General features: G+C 72.0%; 16 protein-coding genes. 7 read left to right on the top strand and 9 right to left on the bottom strand.

The window, feature by feature from the left end:
- Window positions 1-192: 192 nt before the first annotated feature.
- Window positions 193-1,827 carry a hypothetical protein gene (locus tag ACIQR3_RS11435; protein WP_403537791.1) on the top strand — a complete coding sequence of 545 codons (1,635 nt, stop codon included), beginning with the start codon at window positions 193-195 and terminating at the stop codon, window positions 1,825-1,827.
- Between the two features lie 83 nt (window positions 1,828-1,910).
- Here ACIQR3_RS11435 and ACIQR3_RS11430 read toward each other — a convergent pair whose 3' ends face one another.
- The gene (locus tag ACIQR3_RS11430) at window positions 1,911-4,310 is read right to left on the bottom strand and encodes a D-alanyl-D-alanine carboxypeptidase (protein WP_403537363.1); all 2,400 of its coding nucleotides are present in this window, start codon (window positions 4,308-4,310) and stop codon (window positions 1,911-1,913) included.
- A gap of 303 nt (window positions 4,311-4,613) precedes the next feature.
- Between ACIQR3_RS11430 and ACIQR3_RS11425 the strand changes: the two genes are divergently transcribed.
- From ACIQR3_RS11425 to ACIQR3_RS11415, 3 genes are all read left to right on the top strand, one after another.
- A complete protein-coding gene (locus ACIQR3_RS11425) occupies window positions 4,614-5,369 on the top strand; it encodes a GPP34 family phosphoprotein (protein WP_403537361.1) in 756 nt (251 codons plus the stop codon).
- Between the two features lie 419 nt (window positions 5,370-5,788).
- On the top strand, window positions 5,789-6,646 hold the full coding sequence (locus ACIQR3_RS11420) for a helix-turn-helix domain-containing protein (protein ID WP_403537359.1): 858 nt from the start codon (window positions 5,789-5,791) through the stop codon (window positions 6,644-6,646).
- Between the two features lie 162 nt (window positions 6,647-6,808).
- On the top strand, window positions 6,809-7,000 hold the full coding sequence (locus ACIQR3_RS11415; protein ID WP_403537357.1) for a DUF397 domain-containing protein: 192 nt from the start codon (window positions 6,809-6,811) through the stop codon (window positions 6,998-7,000).
- 206 nt (window positions 7,001-7,206) lie between these two features.
- Here ACIQR3_RS11415 and ACIQR3_RS11410 read toward each other — a convergent pair whose 3' ends face one another.
- Both ACIQR3_RS11410 and ACIQR3_RS11405 read right to left on the bottom strand, forming a co-directional pair.
- Window positions 7,207-8,229, bottom strand: coding sequence for a polysaccharide deacetylase family protein (locus ACIQR3_RS11410; protein WP_403537356.1), 1,023 nt, complete (start codon window positions 8,227-8,229; stop codon window positions 7,207-7,209).
- Between the two features lie 11 nt (window positions 8,230-8,240).
- Window positions 8,241-9,230, bottom strand: coding sequence for a glycoside hydrolase family 11 protein (locus ACIQR3_RS11405; protein WP_403537354.1), 990 nt, complete (start codon window positions 9,228-9,230; stop codon window positions 8,241-8,243).
- 534 nt (window positions 9,231-9,764) lie between these two features.
- Between ACIQR3_RS11405 and ACIQR3_RS11400 the strand changes: the two genes are divergently transcribed.
- Window positions 9,765-10,103, top strand: coding sequence for a MerR family transcriptional regulator (locus ACIQR3_RS11400; protein ID WP_403537352.1), 339 nt, complete (start codon window positions 9,765-9,767; stop codon window positions 10,101-10,103).
- A gap of 84 nt (window positions 10,104-10,187) precedes the next feature.
- Here the strand turns inward: ACIQR3_RS11400 and ACIQR3_RS11395 are convergent, their stop codons facing one another.
- From ACIQR3_RS11395 to ACIQR3_RS11375, 5 genes are all read right to left on the bottom strand, one after another.
- On the bottom strand, window positions 10,188-10,592 hold the full coding sequence (locus ACIQR3_RS11395) for a CBS domain-containing protein (protein WP_403537351.1): 405 nt from the start codon (window positions 10,590-10,592) through the stop codon (window positions 10,188-10,190).
- Between the two features lie 119 nt (window positions 10,593-10,711).
- Window positions 10,712-12,124, bottom strand: coding sequence for a DEAD/DEAH box helicase (locus ACIQR3_RS11390; RefSeq protein WP_403537349.1), 1,413 nt, complete (start codon window positions 12,122-12,124; stop codon window positions 10,712-10,714).
- Between the two features lie 192 nt (window positions 12,125-12,316).
- Window positions 12,317-12,520, bottom strand: a complete 204-nt coding sequence (locus ACIQR3_RS11385) for a cold-shock protein (RefSeq protein ID WP_073934532.1) — start codon at window positions 12,518-12,520, stop codon at window positions 12,317-12,319.
- A gap of 240 nt (window positions 12,521-12,760) precedes the next feature.
- Window positions 12,761-14,221 carry a hydrolase gene (locus tag ACIQR3_RS11380; protein ID WP_403537348.1) on the bottom strand — a complete coding sequence of 487 codons (1,461 nt, stop codon included), beginning with the start codon at window positions 14,219-14,221 and terminating at the stop codon, window positions 12,761-12,763.
- Between the two features lie 141 nt (window positions 14,222-14,362).
- Window positions 14,363-16,240 carry a BTAD domain-containing putative transcriptional regulator gene (locus tag ACIQR3_RS11375; protein ID WP_403537346.1) on the bottom strand — a complete coding sequence of 626 codons (1,878 nt, stop codon included), beginning with the start codon at window positions 16,238-16,240 and terminating at the stop codon, window positions 14,363-14,365.
- Window positions 16,241-16,539: 299 nt separating this feature from the next.
- On the opposite strand from ACIQR3_RS11375, the gene ACIQR3_RS11370 reads away from it, so the two are divergent.
- Window positions 16,540-17,655 carry a sensor histidine kinase gene (locus ACIQR3_RS11370; RefSeq protein ID WP_403537345.1) on the top strand — a complete coding sequence of 372 codons (1,116 nt, stop codon included), beginning with the start codon at window positions 16,540-16,542 and terminating at the stop codon, window positions 17,653-17,655.
- On the top strand, window positions 17,648-19,006 hold the full coding sequence (locus ACIQR3_RS11365; protein WP_403537343.1) for a hypothetical protein: 1,359 nt from the start codon (window positions 17,648-17,650) through the stop codon (window positions 19,004-19,006). The genes ACIQR3_RS11370 and ACIQR3_RS11365 overlap by 8 nt, the downstream gene beginning before the upstream one ends.
- Here ACIQR3_RS11365 and ACIQR3_RS11360 read toward each other — a convergent pair.
- Window positions 18,973-19,632, bottom strand: coding sequence for a DNA-binding response regulator (locus ACIQR3_RS11360; protein WP_403537342.1), 660 nt, complete (start codon window positions 19,630-19,632; stop codon window positions 18,973-18,975). The two genes, ACIQR3_RS11365 and ACIQR3_RS11360, sit on opposite strands and share 34 nt — an antisense overlap.
- Between the last annotated feature and the right edge of the window lie 28 nt (window positions 19,633-19,660).

Below are 19,660 nucleotides of genomic sequence, written 5' to 3'. Positions count from 1 at the left end.
GGCCCGGAGGCCCCTGCGGCCAACCGAGTGGTGGTCGATTAGCGTCTACGGGAAGCGAGACGTCCCGTACGAATCACACACGAATGGATAGCCGCAGTGGCTTTCGCCGAGCTGAGCCCGCACCACCCCGTGCTGCGCGACAAGTCCACGCAGGATCCGCCGACCTGGTACGAGCGCCACCGCGTCCCCCTCATCGTCCTGGCGTGTTCCCTGCCGTTGTACGGCGTGTGGGGTGCGGTCTTCGCGACCGGCGGCGGCGACCTGGCGGCGCAGGTCGCCTGGGCCGAGTTCGCGAGGATGTATCCGGGCTACGCCTACAACCTGTTCTGGTACGGCGGACTGCACACGGCGAACTACAGCGTCATATCGCCGTACCTGATGGCCGCCCTCGGCGTGGTGCCCGTCACCCTGCTGTCGGGGCTCGCGGCGTCGTGGTGCGCCGGTGCGCTGGTCCAGCGCACGGGAGTGCGCAAGCCGCTGTGGCCCGCGCTGGCGGTGATGTTCTCGCTGTGGTGCCAGGTGGTGTCCGGACGCTCCACCTTCATGCTCGGCACCGCCTTCGCCATGGGCGCCGTGCTCGCGGTGGTCAGCGGGCGCGGCGGCCGCTACCTCACGGCGGCCGCGCTGACCACGACGCTGGCCACGATGGGCAGCCCGGTCGCCGGCCTGTTCCTCGTCGTCGTGGGAGCCGCCTACCTCCTGACGCGCGAGTGGGGCCGCGCCCTCGCCCTCCTCCTGCCGCCGGTCGTCGTGGTCGCCACGACCACGCTGCTCTTCCCGTTCGAGGGCGAGCAGCCCATGGCGCTCGGGCGGATCTGGCCGCCCGTCCTGCTGTGCGCGGTGGTCGTCCTGGCGGCGCCGACCGCCTGGCGGCTGCTGCGGTACGGCGCCGCCGTCTACGCCCTCGGAGTGGTCCTCTGCTACCTGATCGCGTCGCCGATCGGCACGAACGTCGAGCGGCTCACGGAACTGGCGGCGCCCGCCGCCCTGCTCGCCGTCGTGATGTACCGGTGGGACGGCGAGCCGGACGGGGACGGCGCGCCGTCCGCCCTGCGCGCGCTGGGCCGGCTCACGCCCCGGTGGCGCAGAGTGGGCTGCACGGTGGCCCTCGGCCTGTCCCTGATCTGGCTGTCCGGCAAGACGACCGCCGACATAGTCACCAACACCAAGGTGCCCGAGTGGGCCGTCAAGACCGACGGCGTCGTCAACGAGCTGGAACGCCTCGACGCCTGGCGGACGAGGGTCGAGGTGGTACCGGCCCGCGACCACCGCGAGGCCGCCATCCTCGCGCCGTACGTCAACATGGCCCGCGGCTGGAACCGCCAGGCCGACGTGGAGCGCGGCCGTCTCTTCTACGAGGGACACGGCGGGACCGAGGTGCCCGAGGGCACCTTCACCTCCCGGGCCTACCGCGCCTGGCTCTCCGAGTGGGCCGTGGGCTTCGTCGTCCTCGTCAACGGCGAGCCGGACGGCCCCGCGGAGCTGGAGCACGCGCTGGTGAGCCGTGAACCGGAGTACCTGGACCTCGTGTGGCAGGACGCCAACTGGAAGATCTACCGGGTGAAGGACGCCACCCCGCTCGTCGACGCGCCCGCCTCGGTGGTGAGTTCCGACGGCGCCAACCTCGTCGTCCACATGCCGCGGCCCGGCACGGTCACCGTCCGCATCGCCCACTCCCCCTGGCTGTGGGCGGACAACGGCTGCCTGACCGCCGAGGGGGAGTTCACCCGGCTGACCGTCCAGGAAGCCGGAGACGTGCGGATCAGCTCCCTGTACGGCGGGCCGTCCCGCGAGAAGCCGCTGGAGTGCGAGGAGACGGAACGCTGACGCCGGCCGCGGCGTACGGCGACGCCCCGCGCCGCCGTACGCCGCACGCGGCCCGTCCTCGTCCGAGGGCGGGCCGCGTCGCTTCAGGAGACGCGCGTCAGCCTGTTCGCGAAGGCGGGCTCCGCGAGGTCCTCCCCGAGGGCGACCGGCACCTTGACGGTGCTGCTCTTGCCGTCGCCCACGGTGAGCGTGCCCACCTCGGTGCCGGCCTTCGCCGTGTGCGGCACCGAACTGTCGCTCGGCTCGTCCAGCTCCAGCTTCACGGTCAGCCCCGACCAGCCCACGGCGGAGACGTCCTTGGTGGCGACCACCGGGGTCGTACCGCCCAGACCGTCGTCGACCTGCCCGACGACCTCGCCCTTCTTCACTATGGTCTTCGCGGTGAGCGCGTCCTGCCCCGCCTCGATCAGCCCCCGCACGACGGCGGTGACCTCGTCGATGTTGGCGGTGCCGTTCTGCCCGAACTGGCCGAGGGCCGCGCCGATGATCGTCTGGGTCTTGCCGCCGACGGTCTTCTCCGCGGCGAAGAGGATGTTGCCGCCCGCCGCGGTGGTGGTGCCGGTCTTGATGCCGATGGCCACGGTCGGGACGAGCCCGAAGAAGTTGTTCTGCTGGTCGCCGTTGAGGTCGACGTAGCTGGGCTGCCGGGAGATCTCCTTGAAGACCGGGTCCTCCATCGCGGCGCGGCCCAGCTTCACCAGGTCCTCGGCGGTGGAGACGGTCGTCTTGTCCAGGCCGCTGGGGTCGGTGTACGTGGTGTTCTTCATCCCCAGCTCCTCGGCGGTCTTGTTCATCTTCGCGACGAACTCGTCCTCGGAGCTGCTGCCGGTGTCCCAGCGGGCCAGCAGCTTGGCGATGTTGTTGGCGGACGGCAGCATGACCGCCTGCAGCGCCTCGTACTCGGTGATCTTCTGGCCCTCGGTGACCTTCACCACCGACTCGTTCTCGGCCTTGCCGGTCTCGTAGTGCTGCTGCGCGGCCGCGTCGACCGGGATCTCCGGGCCCTTCTCACCCGTCTTCAGCGGGTGGTCGCGCAGGATCAGGTAGACGGTCATGACCTTGGCGATGCTGGCGATCGGGACCGGCTTCTGGTCGCCGGACGTGCCGAAGCTGCCGATGCCGTTGACGTCCATGGCCGCCTGTCCCTGGGTGGGCCACGGCATGGAGGGCTCGTCGCCCCCGAAGGAGACGGTCTCCTGCGCGGTCAGCTGGAGGGTGGGGGCGGGCAGCGGGCGCACGGCCTGTACGACCGCGAAAACGATCACCAGCAGCAGGACCAGCGGCGTCCAGATCTTGACCCGCCGCCAGGCCGTGCGCAGCGGCGTCTCCGGTGGCGGCGGGGTGTTGGTCAGCTCCGCCAGCAGGTCCAGCGGCGGCTTCGGCGGCAGCGGCTGCTGACGGGTGCGCTCGAAGCCCTCGGCGGCGGGGGCGGGGGCGGGGGTGGGAGCGGGAGCGGGGGCCGGAGTCTCCGGGCCGGCCTGCGGGCCGGCCTGCGACGGCTTGCGGACCGCCGGGTCGTCCAGCGGCTTGAGCGCGACGAACTTGCTGGTCCGCTCGGCGGGGGACTCGCTCTTGTCCGGGCCCTTTGCCGCGGGCTCCTTGGGCTCCTTGGTCTCCTTGCTCTCCTTGGTCTCCTTGGTCTCCTTCGGGGCGCCGCCCAGCTTCAGCATGGTGGTGGGCTGGTCGACGGGGGGTGCGGCGGGGCGGGGGGCCTTGAAGACGGCGGTGGGCTGGTCGGGGGACTCGCCCTTGCCGTCGACGCCGGTGTTTGCGTTCGCGTCGGTGTCGGGGGCCTCGGCGTCGGCGGACTTGGACGGGGTGTCGTCGGAGCCGCCCGAGCCGCCGGAGCCGTCGGTGTCATCCGTGCCGTCGGTGTCGCCGGTGTCGCCGGCGTCCGTGGTGTCCGTGGTGTCCGTGGCGTCCTCGGCGGAACCGGCCGCCTCGGGGCCCTCCGCACGCCCCTGTGCGCCCTCGGACGCGCCGGAGCCCGCCCCGGGGCGGTCGTCGGCGCCCTCGGGCGCCCTGAGGGCCTCCTGGGCGTCTTCCTCGCCCTCCTGGGCATCCTGCCCGCCGTCGGCCGCGCTCCCGGCGTCCGGGTCCCCGGCACCGGCATCCGTCGCCTCCGCCTCGGAAGCCGCCGGCCGCACCCAGGAGGCCATCGCGTTCCGCAGCCGCCCGTCACCGTCCGCGGTGTCCGAGGTGTCCGAGGTGTCCGAGGTGCTCTCGGCCTCCGCGCCCGCGACCGAGCCCGCCTCCGGGTCGGTGCCGGTGCCGGTGCCGGTTCCCGAACCGGTCTCCGTAGCCGTGCCCGTGCCCGTGCCCGTGCCCGAGTCCGCCTCGGCCTCCCTGGCCGTCCGCGTCCGCGTCGCCGTATCGACGCCACCGCCCGCCGAGGCGCTCCGTGTCTCCGACTCCCGCGCCACCGCCAGCCGCGGATCACGCGCCTCGTCGGCCTCCGTCCGGGCCTCGGGAACCGGACCCACGCTCCCCGACGTCCGTTCTGCCGACGACTCGCGCTGCTTCGACCTGTCGGGGGACTCGCCCGCCACCGATGCCTCCTCCATGCGCCGCACGCCCCGCGTGCGCGTACCGAACCGTGAACCGCCGCCCGGGACCCCGCCCTCAGGCGCTGTCCGAACCATGTACCAGTGTCCTGTGTACGGGCTTGACCGAAGCGGTAGACGAGAACGACATACCTGCCGGTTCCCTTACGAAGCGGTCACGCACCCTCGACAGACCAATGTGAGAGGGGTCACCCTGTCTGTCATCCACGCGGGGAGGCATGGATGGGCAGGAGCCGCAGAACACTTCCGGAGGAGCTTCTGCTGCTGGCACTGGACCCGGCCACGGGTACCACTGCGCAGCCGCAGTCGCTCGACCTCGGTCTGGCCGGAGCGCAGCTCGTCGAGCTGGCGCTGGCCGGACGGATAGCCCCAGACGGGGATCGTATCGCCGTGGTGGCACCACGGCCGACTGGAGATCCGACCTTGGACTGCGCGTTGGAGCTGCTGCGAAGGCGCGGCGCTCCGGTACGGGCCGTCCACTGGATCGGCGGACCCCGGCTGGGGCTCCGCCAGACGTACCTCTCGCATCTGGAGCGGTGCGGCATGGTGCATGCCGTGGCGGGCCAGATGTGCGGGGTGCTGCCGACGACGCGCTACCAGGCGACGGACACGGCGATCAGCCGGGAGATCAGGGCCCGGCTGGACTCCGCGATCCGCACCGGCGTACCGCCGGACCCGCGGACCGCGGCGCTCGCCGCGCTGGCGCACGCGGTCGGACTCGGCAAGCACCTCTATCCCGGGAACGAGGGGCGGTCCTCCCGCTCCCGCCTCCGGGACCTGATCCGGCACGACCCGATGGGCGGCCTCGTGGCACACGCCGTGATGGACGTCCAGAACGGCGTCGCGGCCCAGCCGCGCCGCAGCCCGGCCCCGGCCGGCCGCCAGGCCGCCCCCGGAGCCAGGCCCGTAGCGGAACCGGCCCGTGGCGTTCCGGCGCAACCGCGCCGTGGCCCCATGGCGCGCGCCGCGGCCCACTGAGCCGGGCACGCACCCGCACGACAGCACCACCGCGCCACCGCACCACCACGAGACACCCGAGCACCACCGCACCACCTGCACCACAGGCACCACAGGCATCACAGGCACCACCTTGCACCACTCGCACCACCCGCACCCCGAGCCGCCGCACGACAGTCCCCGAGACCGGTCCGGGAGCCGCTGGCCGCGCGGGGCGACGGGACCGACGTCCGGACGACGACCCGGTCCCGCCGCCCCGCGCGGCCGCATGCGCGTTCCGCCGCGCGCACGGGTGGCCTTCCGAACTGGCGTGTACGCGGCGCATATCGGCCGTTTCCCAGCGGTAGCAAGCACCTTGGTGGCAGTCTGCTCAACAGCAGATACGCAAAGTGGCAAGTCAAGTACTGAGTACGAGGCACGCAGCCGGAGGTGCACGTCCCGTGGCGTCCAATGTGAATCCCACCGTCCGGCGGCGCCGGCTCGGCCAGGAACTGCGCCGGCTCCGCGAGGTGAAGGGCATGACGGCCGAGGAGGTGGCGGAGCGGCTGCTGGTGTCGCAGTCCAAGATCAGCCGCCTGGAGAACGGCCGGCGCAGCATCAGCCAGCGTGACGTCCGGGACCTGTGCGGGGTCTACGAGGTCGAGGACCAGCGCATCGTCGATTCGCTGATGCAGATGGCGAAGGACTCCCGCCAGCAGGGCTGGTGGCACGCCTTCGGCGACATCCCGTACAGCGTCTACATCGGCCTGGAGACCGACGCGGAGTCGCTGCGGGTCTACGAACCGCAGATCATCACCGGCCTGCTCCAGACCCGTACGTACGCCGAGGCGCTCATCCAGGGCGCACTGCCGGAGACCCCCGCCGCCGACGTCGAGAAACGGGTGAACGTCCGCATACGGCGGCAGGAGCGCATCACCTCCGAGAACGGTCCGTTGCGGCTGTGGGTGGTCCTGGACGAGGCGTCTCTGCGCCGCGTCGTCGGCAACCGCCAGGTGATGCGCGAGCAGTTGGAGCACGTCGCGGAGATGTCGCAGCAGCCCCACATCACGGTGCAGGTGCTGCCGTTCGACGTCGGCGCGCACCCCGGGGTCAACGGCCAGTACTCGATCCTGGAGTTCGCCGACGCCGCCGACTCCAGCGTGGTCTACATCGAGGGTGTGACCAGCGACCTGTACCTGGAGAAGGCGCACGATGTGCAGAAGTACACGGTGATGTACGAGCACTTGAGGGCGCAGGCGCTGAACGTGGACGAGTCCCGCCGACGCATCGAGGACGTGGCGAAGGAGTACGCCCGCTGAGCCTCGACCCGTGAAGCGGCGGGGATCTTACACCCCTGGAGCCCTGAACTGGAGACTCACCTGGAATATGCCATCCGGTCGGGTGAACGGCTGCTCCGTTTGAGGAGGACGGCGAGTAGCGTCGATCGCGCCAACGATCAGAACTCGTAATCGGAGCAGAACATGGCAATTCTCCAGGGCGCCACCGACGCATGGACCAAGTCCTCCTACTCCGGAGGCAACGGCGCCTGCGTCGAGGTGAAGTCCCCCGTCGTGACGGCGATGCTGGTACGCGACTCCAAGGTCCCGGCCGGCCCGGCGCTGGCCTTCCCCTCGAACGCCTGGTCGGCCTTCGTGGCGTCGGTCAAGCAGTAGCCGCGCCCGTACGCCCGCGGAGCCCTCTCGACCAGCGCGCCGACCTTGCCGAGGGGGCTCGGCCCGTGCCCGGGAGGGGTCACGCCGTCCGCTGCGAGGGCCGCTCCCGGCCCCGGTCACGGCCATGGGCCGCCCGTACCCCAGCCGCCGAAGAAGAGCAGCGGAGACGGCGGCCGGGGAAGGGGCCGAGGTCGCGGGGATGCAGATCAGCCGACCGCGCAGGAAACGGTGGGCCAGGTCCAGTTGCCGTTGTGCTGGATGGTGACGCCGAAGGTGTTGCCGTTGCCGTTCGGGCGGGCGGTGAGGGTCTGGGCGTCGGGGTAGCTCGCGCTGGTGTTCCAGGTGGAGAGCACCTTGGCGGGTGAGGGGATCTTCATGGTGACGGTCCAGTCGCTGCTTCCGGAGACGGCGACGTCGAGGTTGTACCGGTCGCTCCACTGCTGCCCGGCGGACAGCGTGGCACTGCACCCGGTGCCGCCCCCGCCTCCACCACCTCCGCCCCCGCTGTCGGACGGTGCCACGGCGCGGCCGGTCTGCGGGGAGATCATCCCGGCGCACAGCCCGCGGGCGGCGAGGTTCTGGGCGATCCGGGGAATCGCCGCGCGCGTGTTGGCGGACCAGTCGTGCATGAGAATGACCTGACCGTTGGTGAGCCGGCCCGCCGCCTGGACGATGGCGTCGGTGCTGGCGCCGTTCCAGTCCTGCGAGTCGACGTCCCAGATGACCTCGGTCAGCCCGTACTTGGCCGCCACCGACCGCACGGTCGCGTTGGTCTCGCCGTACGGCGGCCGGAACAGGACCGGCGTCCCGCCGCCCGCGCCGGCGATCGCCTGCTGGGTCCGGGCCAGCTCGGAGTCGACCTGGGCCTGGCTGAGCTGGGTCAGGTGCGGATGGGTGTAGCTGTGGTTGCCGACCCACATACCGGCGTCGACCTGCGCCTTGACCTGGGCCGGGTTGGCGGCGGCGTACTGGCCCTGGTTGAACATGGTGGCCCGCAGTCCGTTCTGCCGGAGCGTGTCGAGCAGGGCGGGCGTGCTGCCGGACGGGCCGTCGTCGAAGGTCAGCCCGACGTACCCGGTACAGGCCGCGGCCTGTACCGGAACGGCGGTGGCCTGGGCAGCGGCCTGGGCGGTGAGGGTGGCCGCGGCGGCCGTCGCGACGACGACGAGCCCGGTCACCAGGGAACGCACGGAACGCAGGGCACGGGAGAGGTACGGTCTGCTGCTCATCGAGGTCCCCCTCAGCCGGTGCTGCACGAGACGGTGGGCCAGGTCCAGTTGCCGTTGTGCTGGATGGTGACGCCGAAGGTGTTGCCGTTGCCGTTCGGGCGGGCGGTGAGGGTCTGGGCGTCGGGGTAGCTCGCGCTGGTGTTCCAGGTGGAGAGCACCTTGGCGGGTGAGGGGATCTTCATGGTGACGGTCCAGTCGCTGCTTCCGGAGACGGCGACGTCGAGGTTGTACCGGTCGCTCCACTGCTGCCCGGCGGACAGCGTGGCACTGCACCCGGTGCCGCCCCCGCCTCCGCCACCTCCGCCCGAGCCCGTTCCCCCCACGGTGATGTTCGAGCTGCCGCTGCTCTGGTAGCCCTCGGTCGCCATGATCATGTAGTAGTTGAAGCTGCCGAGGGGCATGCCGGCCCGGGCCCAGGCGTCGAAGTGGTTGCCGGTGGTGATGGTCCCGCCGGTCCGCTTGGACTGCCGGACGCTCCAGTACTGGTCGAAGGTGCGTGTGCCCTCGACGGACGGGGCGTTGTACCGCGTCGTCTTGTAGATGTCGTACGTACCGCCGTCACTGCTGACGGTCCCCATGAAGGTCCCCGTGGGCCGGTACGTCCCCCAGTTGTCGACGATGTAGTACTCGACGAGCGGGTTCGACGTCCATCCGTAGAGCGCCAGGTAGGCGTTGCCGGAGGGGTTGAAGGTGCCCGAGTAGGTCACGCTCCGCCGCCCGCCGTTGCTCCATCCCTTCCCGGCGACGAAGTTGCCGGTGTTGCGCCAGCTGGTGCTGTAGTTGCCGCCGGAGCCGAGGTTCATGGAGACGGTGCCCTGGGCGTCGGTCCAGAAGGAGTAGTAGTACCCGTTGTCCGTGCCGGTCTGGTTCGTGGTGACGACCGTGTCGGCGTGCGCGGTGCCGGGCGCGGCCACGGCGGCCAGCACGGCGGCGCACAGGGCGCTGACGAACAACCGGAAGCGGTGTCTGCGGTGCGTCGGGTGTGCGGGTGTGGTGTCCATGGCGGGCAGTGTTGAGGTGCCTCGTCAACTGTCAATAGTTTCGGTAGCGGCTTCGAAACATTCGATGCCCGCCGGGGCGCCTGTCCGGCCGCTGCCAACGGGGGTGAGTGAACAGGGACTCGCAGGGAAGGACCGCGACCGACTGACGAGTTACCCCTCGAAGACCTCGCTGCGACGGCGAATCATTCGGAAACTTCCCCGAATCACTGATCGTCGTGGTCCAGAAAACCTGCATCGTCCGCTGTAGACATTCGTCGCTCGCAGGGCTAGCGTATGTGCTGTAGCCAGAAGTCAGGGAGGCGTGGCAGACACGAACTGCCCGCATGCAGTACGCACGCAGGACCGCAGTACTACCGAGAAGCCGGCCCCGGAACGGAAGGTGGTCCCACGGTCACGCACGCAAAAGGCAGGCCGGTACCGCAGTAACCCGGCCGGTGGTGTTACAAATCCCTCGGGGCCTTGGTGCCGTACGGCACCAAGGCCCCTCGACGCATGCCCCCACCGAACGCCCGTACAGGTCCCTCAGAGGTGCAGATGACCGCAGACACACCGCTCGACCGAATCGACGACGACGACTACCCCGCCTACACCATGGGACGGGCGGCGGAGATGCTCGGCACCACACCGGCCTTCCTGCGCGCCCTCGGCGAAGCCCGGCTGATCACGCCGCTGCGCTCGGAGGGCGGGCACCGTCGTTACTCCCGCTACCAGCTGCGCATCGCCGCGCGCGCCCGCGAGATGGTCGACCAGGGCACCGCCATCGAGGCGGCCTGCCGCATCATCATCCTGGAGGACCAGCTCGAAGAGGCCCGGCGTATCAACGAGGAACTGCGCCGCGGTGAGACCGGAGCCGGCCGCAGGACGGACGCCTGACGCGGGACCGGTCGGGCACCTCACCGGGGGAGCGGTCTCAGCGGCGAGAGGCCTCGGGGGCGAGCCGCCTCAGCAGCGACCGCCTCAGCGGGTGAGGGCGAGGACGCCCAGGGCGTTGCCGTCTTCGTCGACCACGGGCAGGGCTCCCAGCCGCCGGTCCCGCATCGCCCGCTCGGCCTCGGCCACGGTGCTCAGCGGCGAGGCGAAGGGCGCGCCCTCGACGACGACGTCCCGCAGACGGACCCGGTCCGTGTAGCCGCGGCCGTCCCGTACGGCGGTCAGCCGTGCCCGGGAGACCAGGTCCGTGAACCGGCCGTCCTCGTCCCGCACGACGAGGTGCCCCGTACGGGCGGCGGCCATGACGGACAGGGCCACCTCGACGGTCATGTCGTCCCACACCTGCGGCCCGGCCCCGTCCATGGCATCGGCGGCCGTCCGGCGTCCGGCGTCGGCGCACGGCGTGGGGGAATGCGTCTGGACCAGCGTCAAAAGGTGCCTCCTGGAGAGATGGATCGGCTTCCCGAACTACGGCGCGACGGCGCTACAGCGCTACGGCATTGCAGCGCTACGGCATTGCAGCGCCACAGCGCCACAGCGCCAAGGCGCTGCTAGGCCGCCGCGCCCGGAGCCGACCGTCGTGCGGACGACGCGCGCCGGGCCGCCGAGGCCGGGCGGCGCCGGCCGCGTGAACCGGAACCGCGCTTGGGGCGTTCGGGTGCCGCCGGCGCGGTGATGACGACCGGGACGCCGGAGGGCGCCTGGGCGCCGGTGATCCGGTGCAGGGCCTCCGTGCCGGCCCGGACCTGGGTGGTCTGCGGAACGATGCCGGCCGTCGCCATCAGACGGCTCATGGCGCGCCGCTGATGCGGGGTGACCAGGGTGACGACACTGCCGGACTCACCGGCCCGGGCCGTACGGCCGCCGCGGTGCAGGTAGTCCTTGTGGTCGGTCGGCGGGTCCACGTTGACCACCAGGTCGAGGCTGTCGACGTGGATGCCGCGCGCGGCCACGTTGGTCGCCACCAGCACGGTGACGTGCCCGGTCTTGAACTGCGCCAGCGTACGGGTGCGCTGCGGCTGCGACTTGCCGCCGTGCAGGGCGGCGGCCCGTACCCCGCTGTTCAGCAGGTGCGTGGTGAGGTGGTCGACGGCGTGCTTGGTGTCCAGGAACATGATCACGCGGCCGTCGCGCGCGGCGATCTCGGTGGTGGCCGCGTGCTTGTCGGCGCCGTGGACGTGCAGGACGTGATGCTCCATCGTCGTGACCGCCCCGGCCGACGGATCGACGGAGTGCACGACGGGATCGCTCAGGTAACGGCGTACGAGCAGGTCGACGTTGCGGTCGAGGGTGGCGGAGAACAGCATGCGCTGACCGTCCGGGCGTACCTGGTCGAGCAGGGCGGTGACCTGCGGCATGAAGCCCATGTCGGCCATCTGGTCCGCCTCGTCCAGGACGGTGACGGCGACCTGGTCCAGCCGGCAGTCGCCGCGCTCGATGAGGTCCTTGAGGCGTCCGGGGGTGGCGACGACGACCTCGGCACCGCCGCGCAGCGCACTCGCCTGCCTGCCGATCGGCATCCCTCCCACGACGGTGGCCAGCCGCAGCCGCACCGCCCGGGCGTACGGCGTGAGCGCGTCGGTGACCTGCTGCGCCAGTTCCCGCGTCGGTACCAGGACCAGCCCCAGCGGCTGCCGGGCCTCGGCGCGCTGCCCGGCGGTACGGGCCAGCAGGGCCAGCCCGAAGGCGAGGGTCTTGCCGGAGCCGGTGCGTCCGCGGCCGAGTACGTCACGCCCGGCGAGGGAGTTCGGCAGCGTCGCGGCCTGGATGGGGAACGGCACGGTGACGCCCTCCGACCCGAGCGCGCCCAGCAGCCCGGCGGGCATGTCGAGGTCGGCGAAACTCGCCACGGCCGGCAGCGCCGGGGTGATCGTCTCGGGCAGCGCGAACTCGCCCTGGCGTGCGGCGGGCCGACGGCTCGGGGCCGACGAACGGAACCGGTGGGTGGGACGTGTGCGGTTCATGCGGAACCTTCCTTGAGGGATGCGGCACATATCAAGGAATCCCCGCTCGGCCCCGGAAACTGGCAGCAAGAATTGCAAGAACGAGCCGAATGCAGACGTAATACAGAGAGGAAAAACGTATGCAGCTGGGGCCCGCACCCCGAAGGATGCGGGCCCCAGCTACGAAATGCGCGTACGAAATGCGCGCAAGCGTCAGGCGAGGACGATGTTCTCGGCCGTCGGGCCCTTCTGGCCCTGCGCGATGTCGAAGCTCACCTTCTGGCCCTCGAGCAGCTCACGGAAGCCCTGGGCAGAGATGTTCGAGTAGTGGGCGAACACGTCGGCGCCGCCACCGTCCTGCTCGATGAAGCCGAAGCCCTTTTCCGCGTTGAACCACTTCACGGTGCCAGTAGCCATGTTGTTACTCCTTCAGGGGTGGGTCGGAATCCGCACTGCGCGAAAACCACGTCGCCGCAATGATCACCCCGCCCGGAAAAAGCACCGGCGTCACATGGAATTCGGGAACCACGACTGCAACTGAGAACGACAGTAGCACGTCGCGGCGGACCGTGCGTGATGAGTAATTACGCTCGGTCCGCCGTCGTATGAAAACTGCCCGCGAAATTCGGCAAACCCTCATCTCGCGGGTACAGAAAATCACACCTGGAGCTTCACCGCTTCGATCCACTGGTCGTTGTTGAAGGCACCGACGTAGGTGAAGCCGAGATTGTCCGACTCGGTCCCGGGTTTGTCGCAGTGCATGTCGGTCCAGGTGGCGCCGTGGACGTAGGAGGTCTGGCAGACGGTGTCGTTGCCGTCGTCGACGCTGATGCCGAACCCGAGCAGGTTCGGGGCGTCCGCCGCGGTACTGCCGACGTAGTGGTCCTCGCCGTCGGCGGCAGTCGTCCACGGGCCGTCGTAGTGCCCCGTGTCATCGGCCGACCCGGGGTTGGGGACGAAGTCGTTGCCGCCGGTGCCGTTGGTCCCGTACACGGCGATGTTGACGGCCGTGATCGTTCCCGAGCCCGGGGTGCCCGCCACGTCGTAGTCGCACGCGGCGGCGCTCCAGCCCTTGCCCCGCACGTAGACCCGGTAGCAGATGTGCTGTCCACCCGGATCGTCCGCGGCCCGCTGCTGGACGGCGGTCGCCGCCGTCTCCTCCGCCGCCTCGGTCTCCTCCGCCTCGGAACCGCCGCCCCCGCCCCCGGACCCCGACCCGCCTCCGTCGCCGCCCGCGCCCGCCTCCTGCGTCGCGGTCGCGGCCGGGGGTGCCAGTGCCTCGGCGGACGGAGCCTTCGGCGCCTCGGCGGTCGCTGAGGGATCGGCGGGCGGCAGCGTACTGATGGCGGTGTCCTGGGCCACTTCGGTGGCCGCGGTGCGGACCTGGGGCTTGTAGGCGATCCAGATCATCACGAACGCGATCGCCAGCGCCACGAAGACGCTGAGGAACCCCGCCAGCCAGCGCGGCAGGAAACTCCGCTGCACGTACACGCCCTCGACGTCCAGCGGCGCCACCCCCGACCGCTGCACCGCCAGGGTGTAGGGCCGCTGCTCCGACGACCCGAACCAGCTGATCTGCCGCGGTTTCAGCGTCGTCTTCACGAACGCCGCGCGGCCCGGCTCGATCTGCACATTGCTCGGGTGGATGTCGTACGACAACTGATCGCCGTTGTCGCTGCCGCTCACCGACGCCGTCAGCTTCGTGTTGCCGAGGTTGTCCACAGCCAGCCGCGGCTTCCCCCGGAACCGGCCCTTCACCGTCGGCGGCAGCAACTCCGCCCGCACCTCCGAGAACGGGGTGATGGTGAGGTTCCCCTCCGGAACCGTCACCGCGTCCGGGTGCTCCGTCGGCGTGATCCGCACCCCGTACGGATTCGGCCCCGCCGTCGCGTCCGGCGTACGCGGCGGGGAGAAGGTCAGCTCCACCGTCCCCGTCGTCCCCGGATACAGCCGCAGCGACGGCGGCTCCACGGCGGTCCACGGCGCGACGGAACCCACCGCCTCGAAGCGGTACTCGTCCACCACGTCACCGGTGTTGCGCAACCGCAGCCGTACTGTCGTACTACCACCCGGGTCCACAGTCGCGGAGGCGGGCTCGAGGGAAGTCCACAGGCTCACTCGCGGACACTAAACGCGGCGATGGCGCCGAGTCAGCAAGCCACGGGGCACGTCGGGTGCCCGAAGAGGCGGGACCGGTTGCCCCCGCTCCACGACCGGACCGGAGCGGTGCGGTCGGAAGACGTCGTCGCGGGTCCCTCGTCACCCTCGGCCCGGCACGGCCCCGGCACTCGCGCGTGCGCGTGGCTGCGCGCGGTCGGCGGTCATCGCCTGTCGCCGCTCGTCCGGGCAGGCCGGGAAGACCGAAGGCACCCGGTACCGGTCGGAACCGTACCGTTCGACGAGGTGGAGCTGGGCCAGTTCGTCCAGGAGCAGGTCCGCGGTCCGTTCCGGCACGCCCAGGACGGCCGCCGCGTCCGCCGGGCACACCGGGAGACCGGCGCCCCGCGCCAGCGCCTTGTGGAGGGCGGCCGCCGCGTCGGTCAGCCCGCGCAGCGACCAGGACATGACCACACCCAGGTCGGTGATGTCCTCGCCGAGCCGGAACACGCTCAACGGGTCGCACTCGCCGCGGATCTCGTCCACGAGCCGCGCCAGGGGCACCCCGGGGCGCTGCGCCACCCGTTCGGCGAGGATGCGCAGGGCGAGCGGCAGGCCACCGCAGAGCGCGACGAGTTCGCGCAGCGAGTCCGGCCCGGTCCGGTGCCCGGGCAGCAGCGCCCGCAGCAGTACGGCGGCCTGCTCGGGGTCGAGCGGGGGCAGGGTCAGGCGCCGGGCACCGTTCCTGACGACCAGGCCCCGCAGCTGGTTGCGGCTGGTCACCAGGGTGGTGCCGGTACGGCCGGGGAGCAGCGGACGGACCTGCTCGGGGCAGAGCGCGTTGTCCAGTACGAGCAGGACCCGTCGCCCGGCGAGCGTGCTGCGCAGCAGCGCGCTGCGCTCGTGCGGATCGGCGGGCACCTCGTCCCGGGCCGTCCCGAGACCCACCAGCAGGGCGTGGAGCGCGTCGGCCACGCTCATCGGCGGCCGGCCGCTGAACCCGTCGAGGTCCAGATAGACCTGACCGTCGGGGAACCGCTCCTGCCGGCTGTTGGCCCAGTGGACCGCGAGAGCCGTCTTGCCGACTCCCGCGGGACCGTCCAGCAGCAGCACCCGCCGGGTGCCGTCCGCCGGGAGCCCGTTCCCGTCCAGCAGTTCCCGGTCGAGGGTGGCCAGTTCGTCGGCGCGCCCGACGAAGGGCGCGTCCCCCGCCGGGAGTTGCCGGGGCACGTACCGGCCAGGGCCGCCGGACGGTGCTGCGGGGCGTGCCGCGGCCACCGGCGCGGCGTCGCCGGCCAGCATCCGCTGATGCAGCTCGCGCAGTTCGAGGCCCGGGTCGACGCCGAGCCGCTCACCGAGCAGCCGCCGGCACCGCTCGTACTCGCGCAACGCCTCCGCGGGCCGCCCCGACCGGTGGAGCGCGAGGATCAGCTGGGCCCAGAACCGCTCCTGGAGCGGATCGGCGGCCAGGGTCTCGCGCAGCTGCGGAATATGGTCGGCCGGGTCCTCCCGGTCCAGCCCGATCGCGATTCTGCGATGGACGGCCCGCAGCCGCAGTTCCTCCAGGGAGGGCACGATGTCCTGGTGCAGCGACGGCGCGTCGATCCCGGCCAGGGCCGGGCCCCGCCACAGCGCCAGCGCCCCGTCCAGCGCCGCCGCCTCCGCGTCCGGCCCCGCCGCCGCTCCCAGCGCCGTCGCCCCGCGGGCCCTGTCGCGGAACTCGGTGCTGTCGACGCTCACCCGCTCCACGCTCAGCCGGTACCCGCCCCGCTCCCCTTCGATCACCGACCGGGCATCGTCATGGGAGCCGTCCAGCACCCGGCGCAGCCGCTTGACGTGCCCCCGGATCGTCGTCCGCGCAGCCGCCGGCGGATCGTCCCCCCACAGCCGCTCCATGATCTCTTCCACCGGCACCACCGCCCCGTGGCGCAGAGCCAGGGCGGCCAGCAGGGCCCGTGGCCGCCCCGCCGGTACCGTCAGCCGCTCCGCTCCGTACGTGACGTCCAGCGCGCCGAGCAGTCGTACGACGATCCTGTGCACGTAGCCGTCCCCCTCGTGTCCCCACTGCGCGACCGGTCGGCGGTCTCGCGCGCCCCGACGGACTCGGCGGTCAGCACCGTCGTCGGGGGTGACATCGGGAAATGTACCTTTCGTTCCCGGGCCGGAGTGACGGCCGTTCGACCGACATGTCGCAAACTGCCCTTTCTTCCGGGGTGTCGCGGACTGCATCATGAACAGCGGTGATCACTGACTCTGCTGACTCTTCCGCCCCCCTCGATTCCTCCGCCTCCCTCGCCCGCGCGGCGAAGGGGGCCGCGGCGGAGTCCGGGGCAGGGCCCATGGAGCTGGAATTCCTCGGCTTCGCCCGGACGATGTCGGGCTGGCTGCGGCTCGTCGTGGTGAGCGCGTGCGCCGTACTCGCCGTGGCGGCCATGCCGGTGGCCGGCATACCGCTCACGGCGGTGTTCGCCGCCGTGACGATCGCGTGGTCCGTGGCCTACTTCAGGTGGATCCGGTCGGGCCGGAACATACGCCTGCTCACCGCGGTGGACCTCACCCTGGTCACCGGACTGTGCCTCACTCAGGCGTACACCGTCCCCGCGAGCCAGGACCGGCACGGCGACACCTGGATCCTCGTCACGGTCAGCATCGTGGCCGTCGGCTACCAGATGACCCACCCGGGCGTGGCCGGCGCGCTGGCCGCGCTGCTGGTGGCCGGCGCCGACCTCGTGGGAGTCGTCCTGGACCGCCCCGCGACCTGGGGTGCCGCCCTGCCCAACGTGCTGTGGCTGCTCGTCCAGTCCGCGCTGTCCCACACCTTCTACCGGCTCCTGCTACGGCGCAGCCGTGCCGCCGATTCCGCGGCCGCGTCGGCGGCCGCCGCCCGGCTCGGCTGGCAGGTGGCCGAAGCCCGGCGCACCGCCGAGCGGGAACACCTGGCCACGTTGCACGACACCGCCTGCGCCACCCTGCTCATGGCATCCGTGCCCGGCTCACGGATCCGGCCGGAGGTGCTGCGGGCACAGGCCCGGAGGGATCTGGAGAGGCTCGCTCCCGAGCGGCGGCGGATGGACGACGTCGTCCTCACGGAGCTGCTCGCCGAGGAGATCGCGTCCCACGCCCTGCGGGTCCTGGTCCGCGGCGACGCCGAACTCGGGCCCGTCTGGTGGCCGGCCGCCGCCGCGCTGCGCGACAGCGTGGGCGAGTCCCTGCGCAACGTGGCCCGGCACGCGGGCGTGCGGACGGCCGAGGTGAGCGTAGGCCGGGTCGGCCACCGCGCGGTCGTCATCGTCCAGGACCGGGGCAGGGGCTTCGACCCGGCGGCGGTGCCCGCCCACCGGCAGGGACTGGCCAGGTCCGTCATCGGGCGCATGCACACCGTCGGCGGGCGGGCCACCGTCGAGTCGCGCCCCGGCGAGGGCACCGTCGTACGTCTGGAGTGGCCCCGTGGCTGACCTGCCGGACGGAGGAGACCCCGGGGCGGCGATCGGGCGGGTCGAGCCCCTGGCGCGGCAGATCGACGTCCGCATGCGCGACGGCCTGTACCTGGCGAGCCTGCTCACGGTCGGCGCCGTCCACTGCGGCCTCGCGCTGCCCGTGCTCCTCGGCAACCTGGACACCTATCACCGTCCCGCGCTCCACCTGGCCTCCTTCGCCCTGCTCAGCGCGGTCCTGGCGGCGGAGACCACACAGCAGCTGCGGAGACGGCGCCGCTCACGGCCCTGGGTGTGGACGATGGTCACCGCCACCTTCGCCGCGTCCCTGACCGCGACCAGCCAGATGTCCGCCGAGTCGTTCGGCGGCGCGCACTGGTCGTTCCTCGAAGTGGGCTGGTTCGGTGTCGTCCTGCTGCTCGACCGGCCCCGCGCGCTGACATGGCTGTTCCTGGCCTGCCATCTGGCCGCCACCGCCGCGCAGTTGCTGCTGGCCGGTGTGCCGTCCAGGTCGGCGGCGGCCGGGACGGCCGTGAGCGTCCTCGCCATCTGCACGTTCCAGACGGCGGCGGCGCTGGCGGTGCGGCTGCTGTCGGACCGGGCCACGCGGGCCGGCGCCACCCTGCGGGAGCAGGAGCGGCTGCGTACGGCGGCGGCGGTGGCGGCTCACATCCACGCCGACCAGCGGGCCCGCTACCGCGACCTGGACACGACCGTGCTGCCGCTGATCACCGGGCTGGCCGACGGGTCACTCGATCCGCGCGAGGAGCCGGTGCGGCGCCGGTGCGCGCTGGAGGCCGCCCGGCTGCGCCGGCTGTTCGCGGAGCACGACTACGCCGCCGACCCGCTCGTCCATGAACTGCGGGCCTGCATCGACGTCGCCGAGCGCAACGGTGTCAGCGTGCACCTGGCCGTGCGGGGCGACCCGGTCGAGGTGCCCAGGCCGGTACGGCAGGAGCTGACGGAGCCGGTCCTCGCGGCGCTGGCGGCGGCCAGGCGCACCGCCCGGACGACCGTGGTGCGCGGTGCCGGGCAGGTGCGGGTCGGCGTGGTCATCGACCGGCCGGAGGCCCAGCCGGCCCGGGCGGCGGGGCAGGGGGTGCGGACCCGCGCGGTCAGTGACGGGGGCCGTCTGTGGGTGGAGTCCGTCTACACCCTGTCCGGAGCCGGAGCCGGAGCCGGAGCCGGAGCCGGAGCCGGAGCCGCAGCCGCAGCCGCAGCCGGGACCGCAGCCGCAGCCGGGACCGGAGCCGGAACCGACGGCGGGACCGGAACCGACGGCGGGACCGGAACCGACGACGGGACCGGAACCGACGACGGTACGAGCGCCGCCGCCGCTCAGAGCTCCTCCAGCGAGATCAGCCCGTCCTGAACCGCCTTCGCGACCAGGTTGGCCTTGGTGGTCGCGGGACGGCCGACGTTGGCGTACTTGATGCGCACCCGGTCCAGATACGTGTTCACCGTCCGCACGGAGATGCCGAGGCTTTCCGCGACCATCGCCTTCGACTCCGACTGGAACCATTCGAGCAGCACTTCGATCTCGCGGGCGGCCAGGCGCGGACGCTCGCGCCGGGTGTCACTGCCCAGCGCCCCGGCCAGCGCCGGAGGCGTGTACGGAACCCCGGCCGCCGCGGCCAGGGTGGCCTGGAGCAGATGCTCCTCGCCCTCCGCCTTGGTGAGGTACGTGAACGCGCCGATGTCCAGGCAGGTGAGCGCGGCCTGCGCGCTGTCCTGCATGGTGTAGACGATCACCTGGCGCTGCCGGGCGACGAGGTGGCGCAGTTCGGCGTAGGCGGACATGCCCGTGCCGAGCTGGAGGTCGAGGATCACCACGTCCGCCTCCGCGCCGGGGCCGGTGGTCGCGGCCGCCAGGGTCGCCCCCTTGGCCACCACCCGTACTTCGGGGTCGACGGAGGCCGCGTACCAGGATTCGATCCCCGCCAGCACCACCGGGTGATCGTCGATCAGGACGACGCTGACCGAACGGACTGACGTCACGGGGCCTGCCTCCCTGTCGTGCCGCGCC

It is taken from the genome of Streptomyces sp. NPDC090994, assembly GCF_044768905.1.
Taxonomy (GTDB): Bacteria; Actinomycetota; Actinomycetes; order Streptomycetales; family Streptomycetaceae; genus Streptomyces.
The sequence above is the reverse complement of the archived record's forward strand: the minus strand, read 5'-3'. Positions and strand labels throughout refer to the sequence as shown.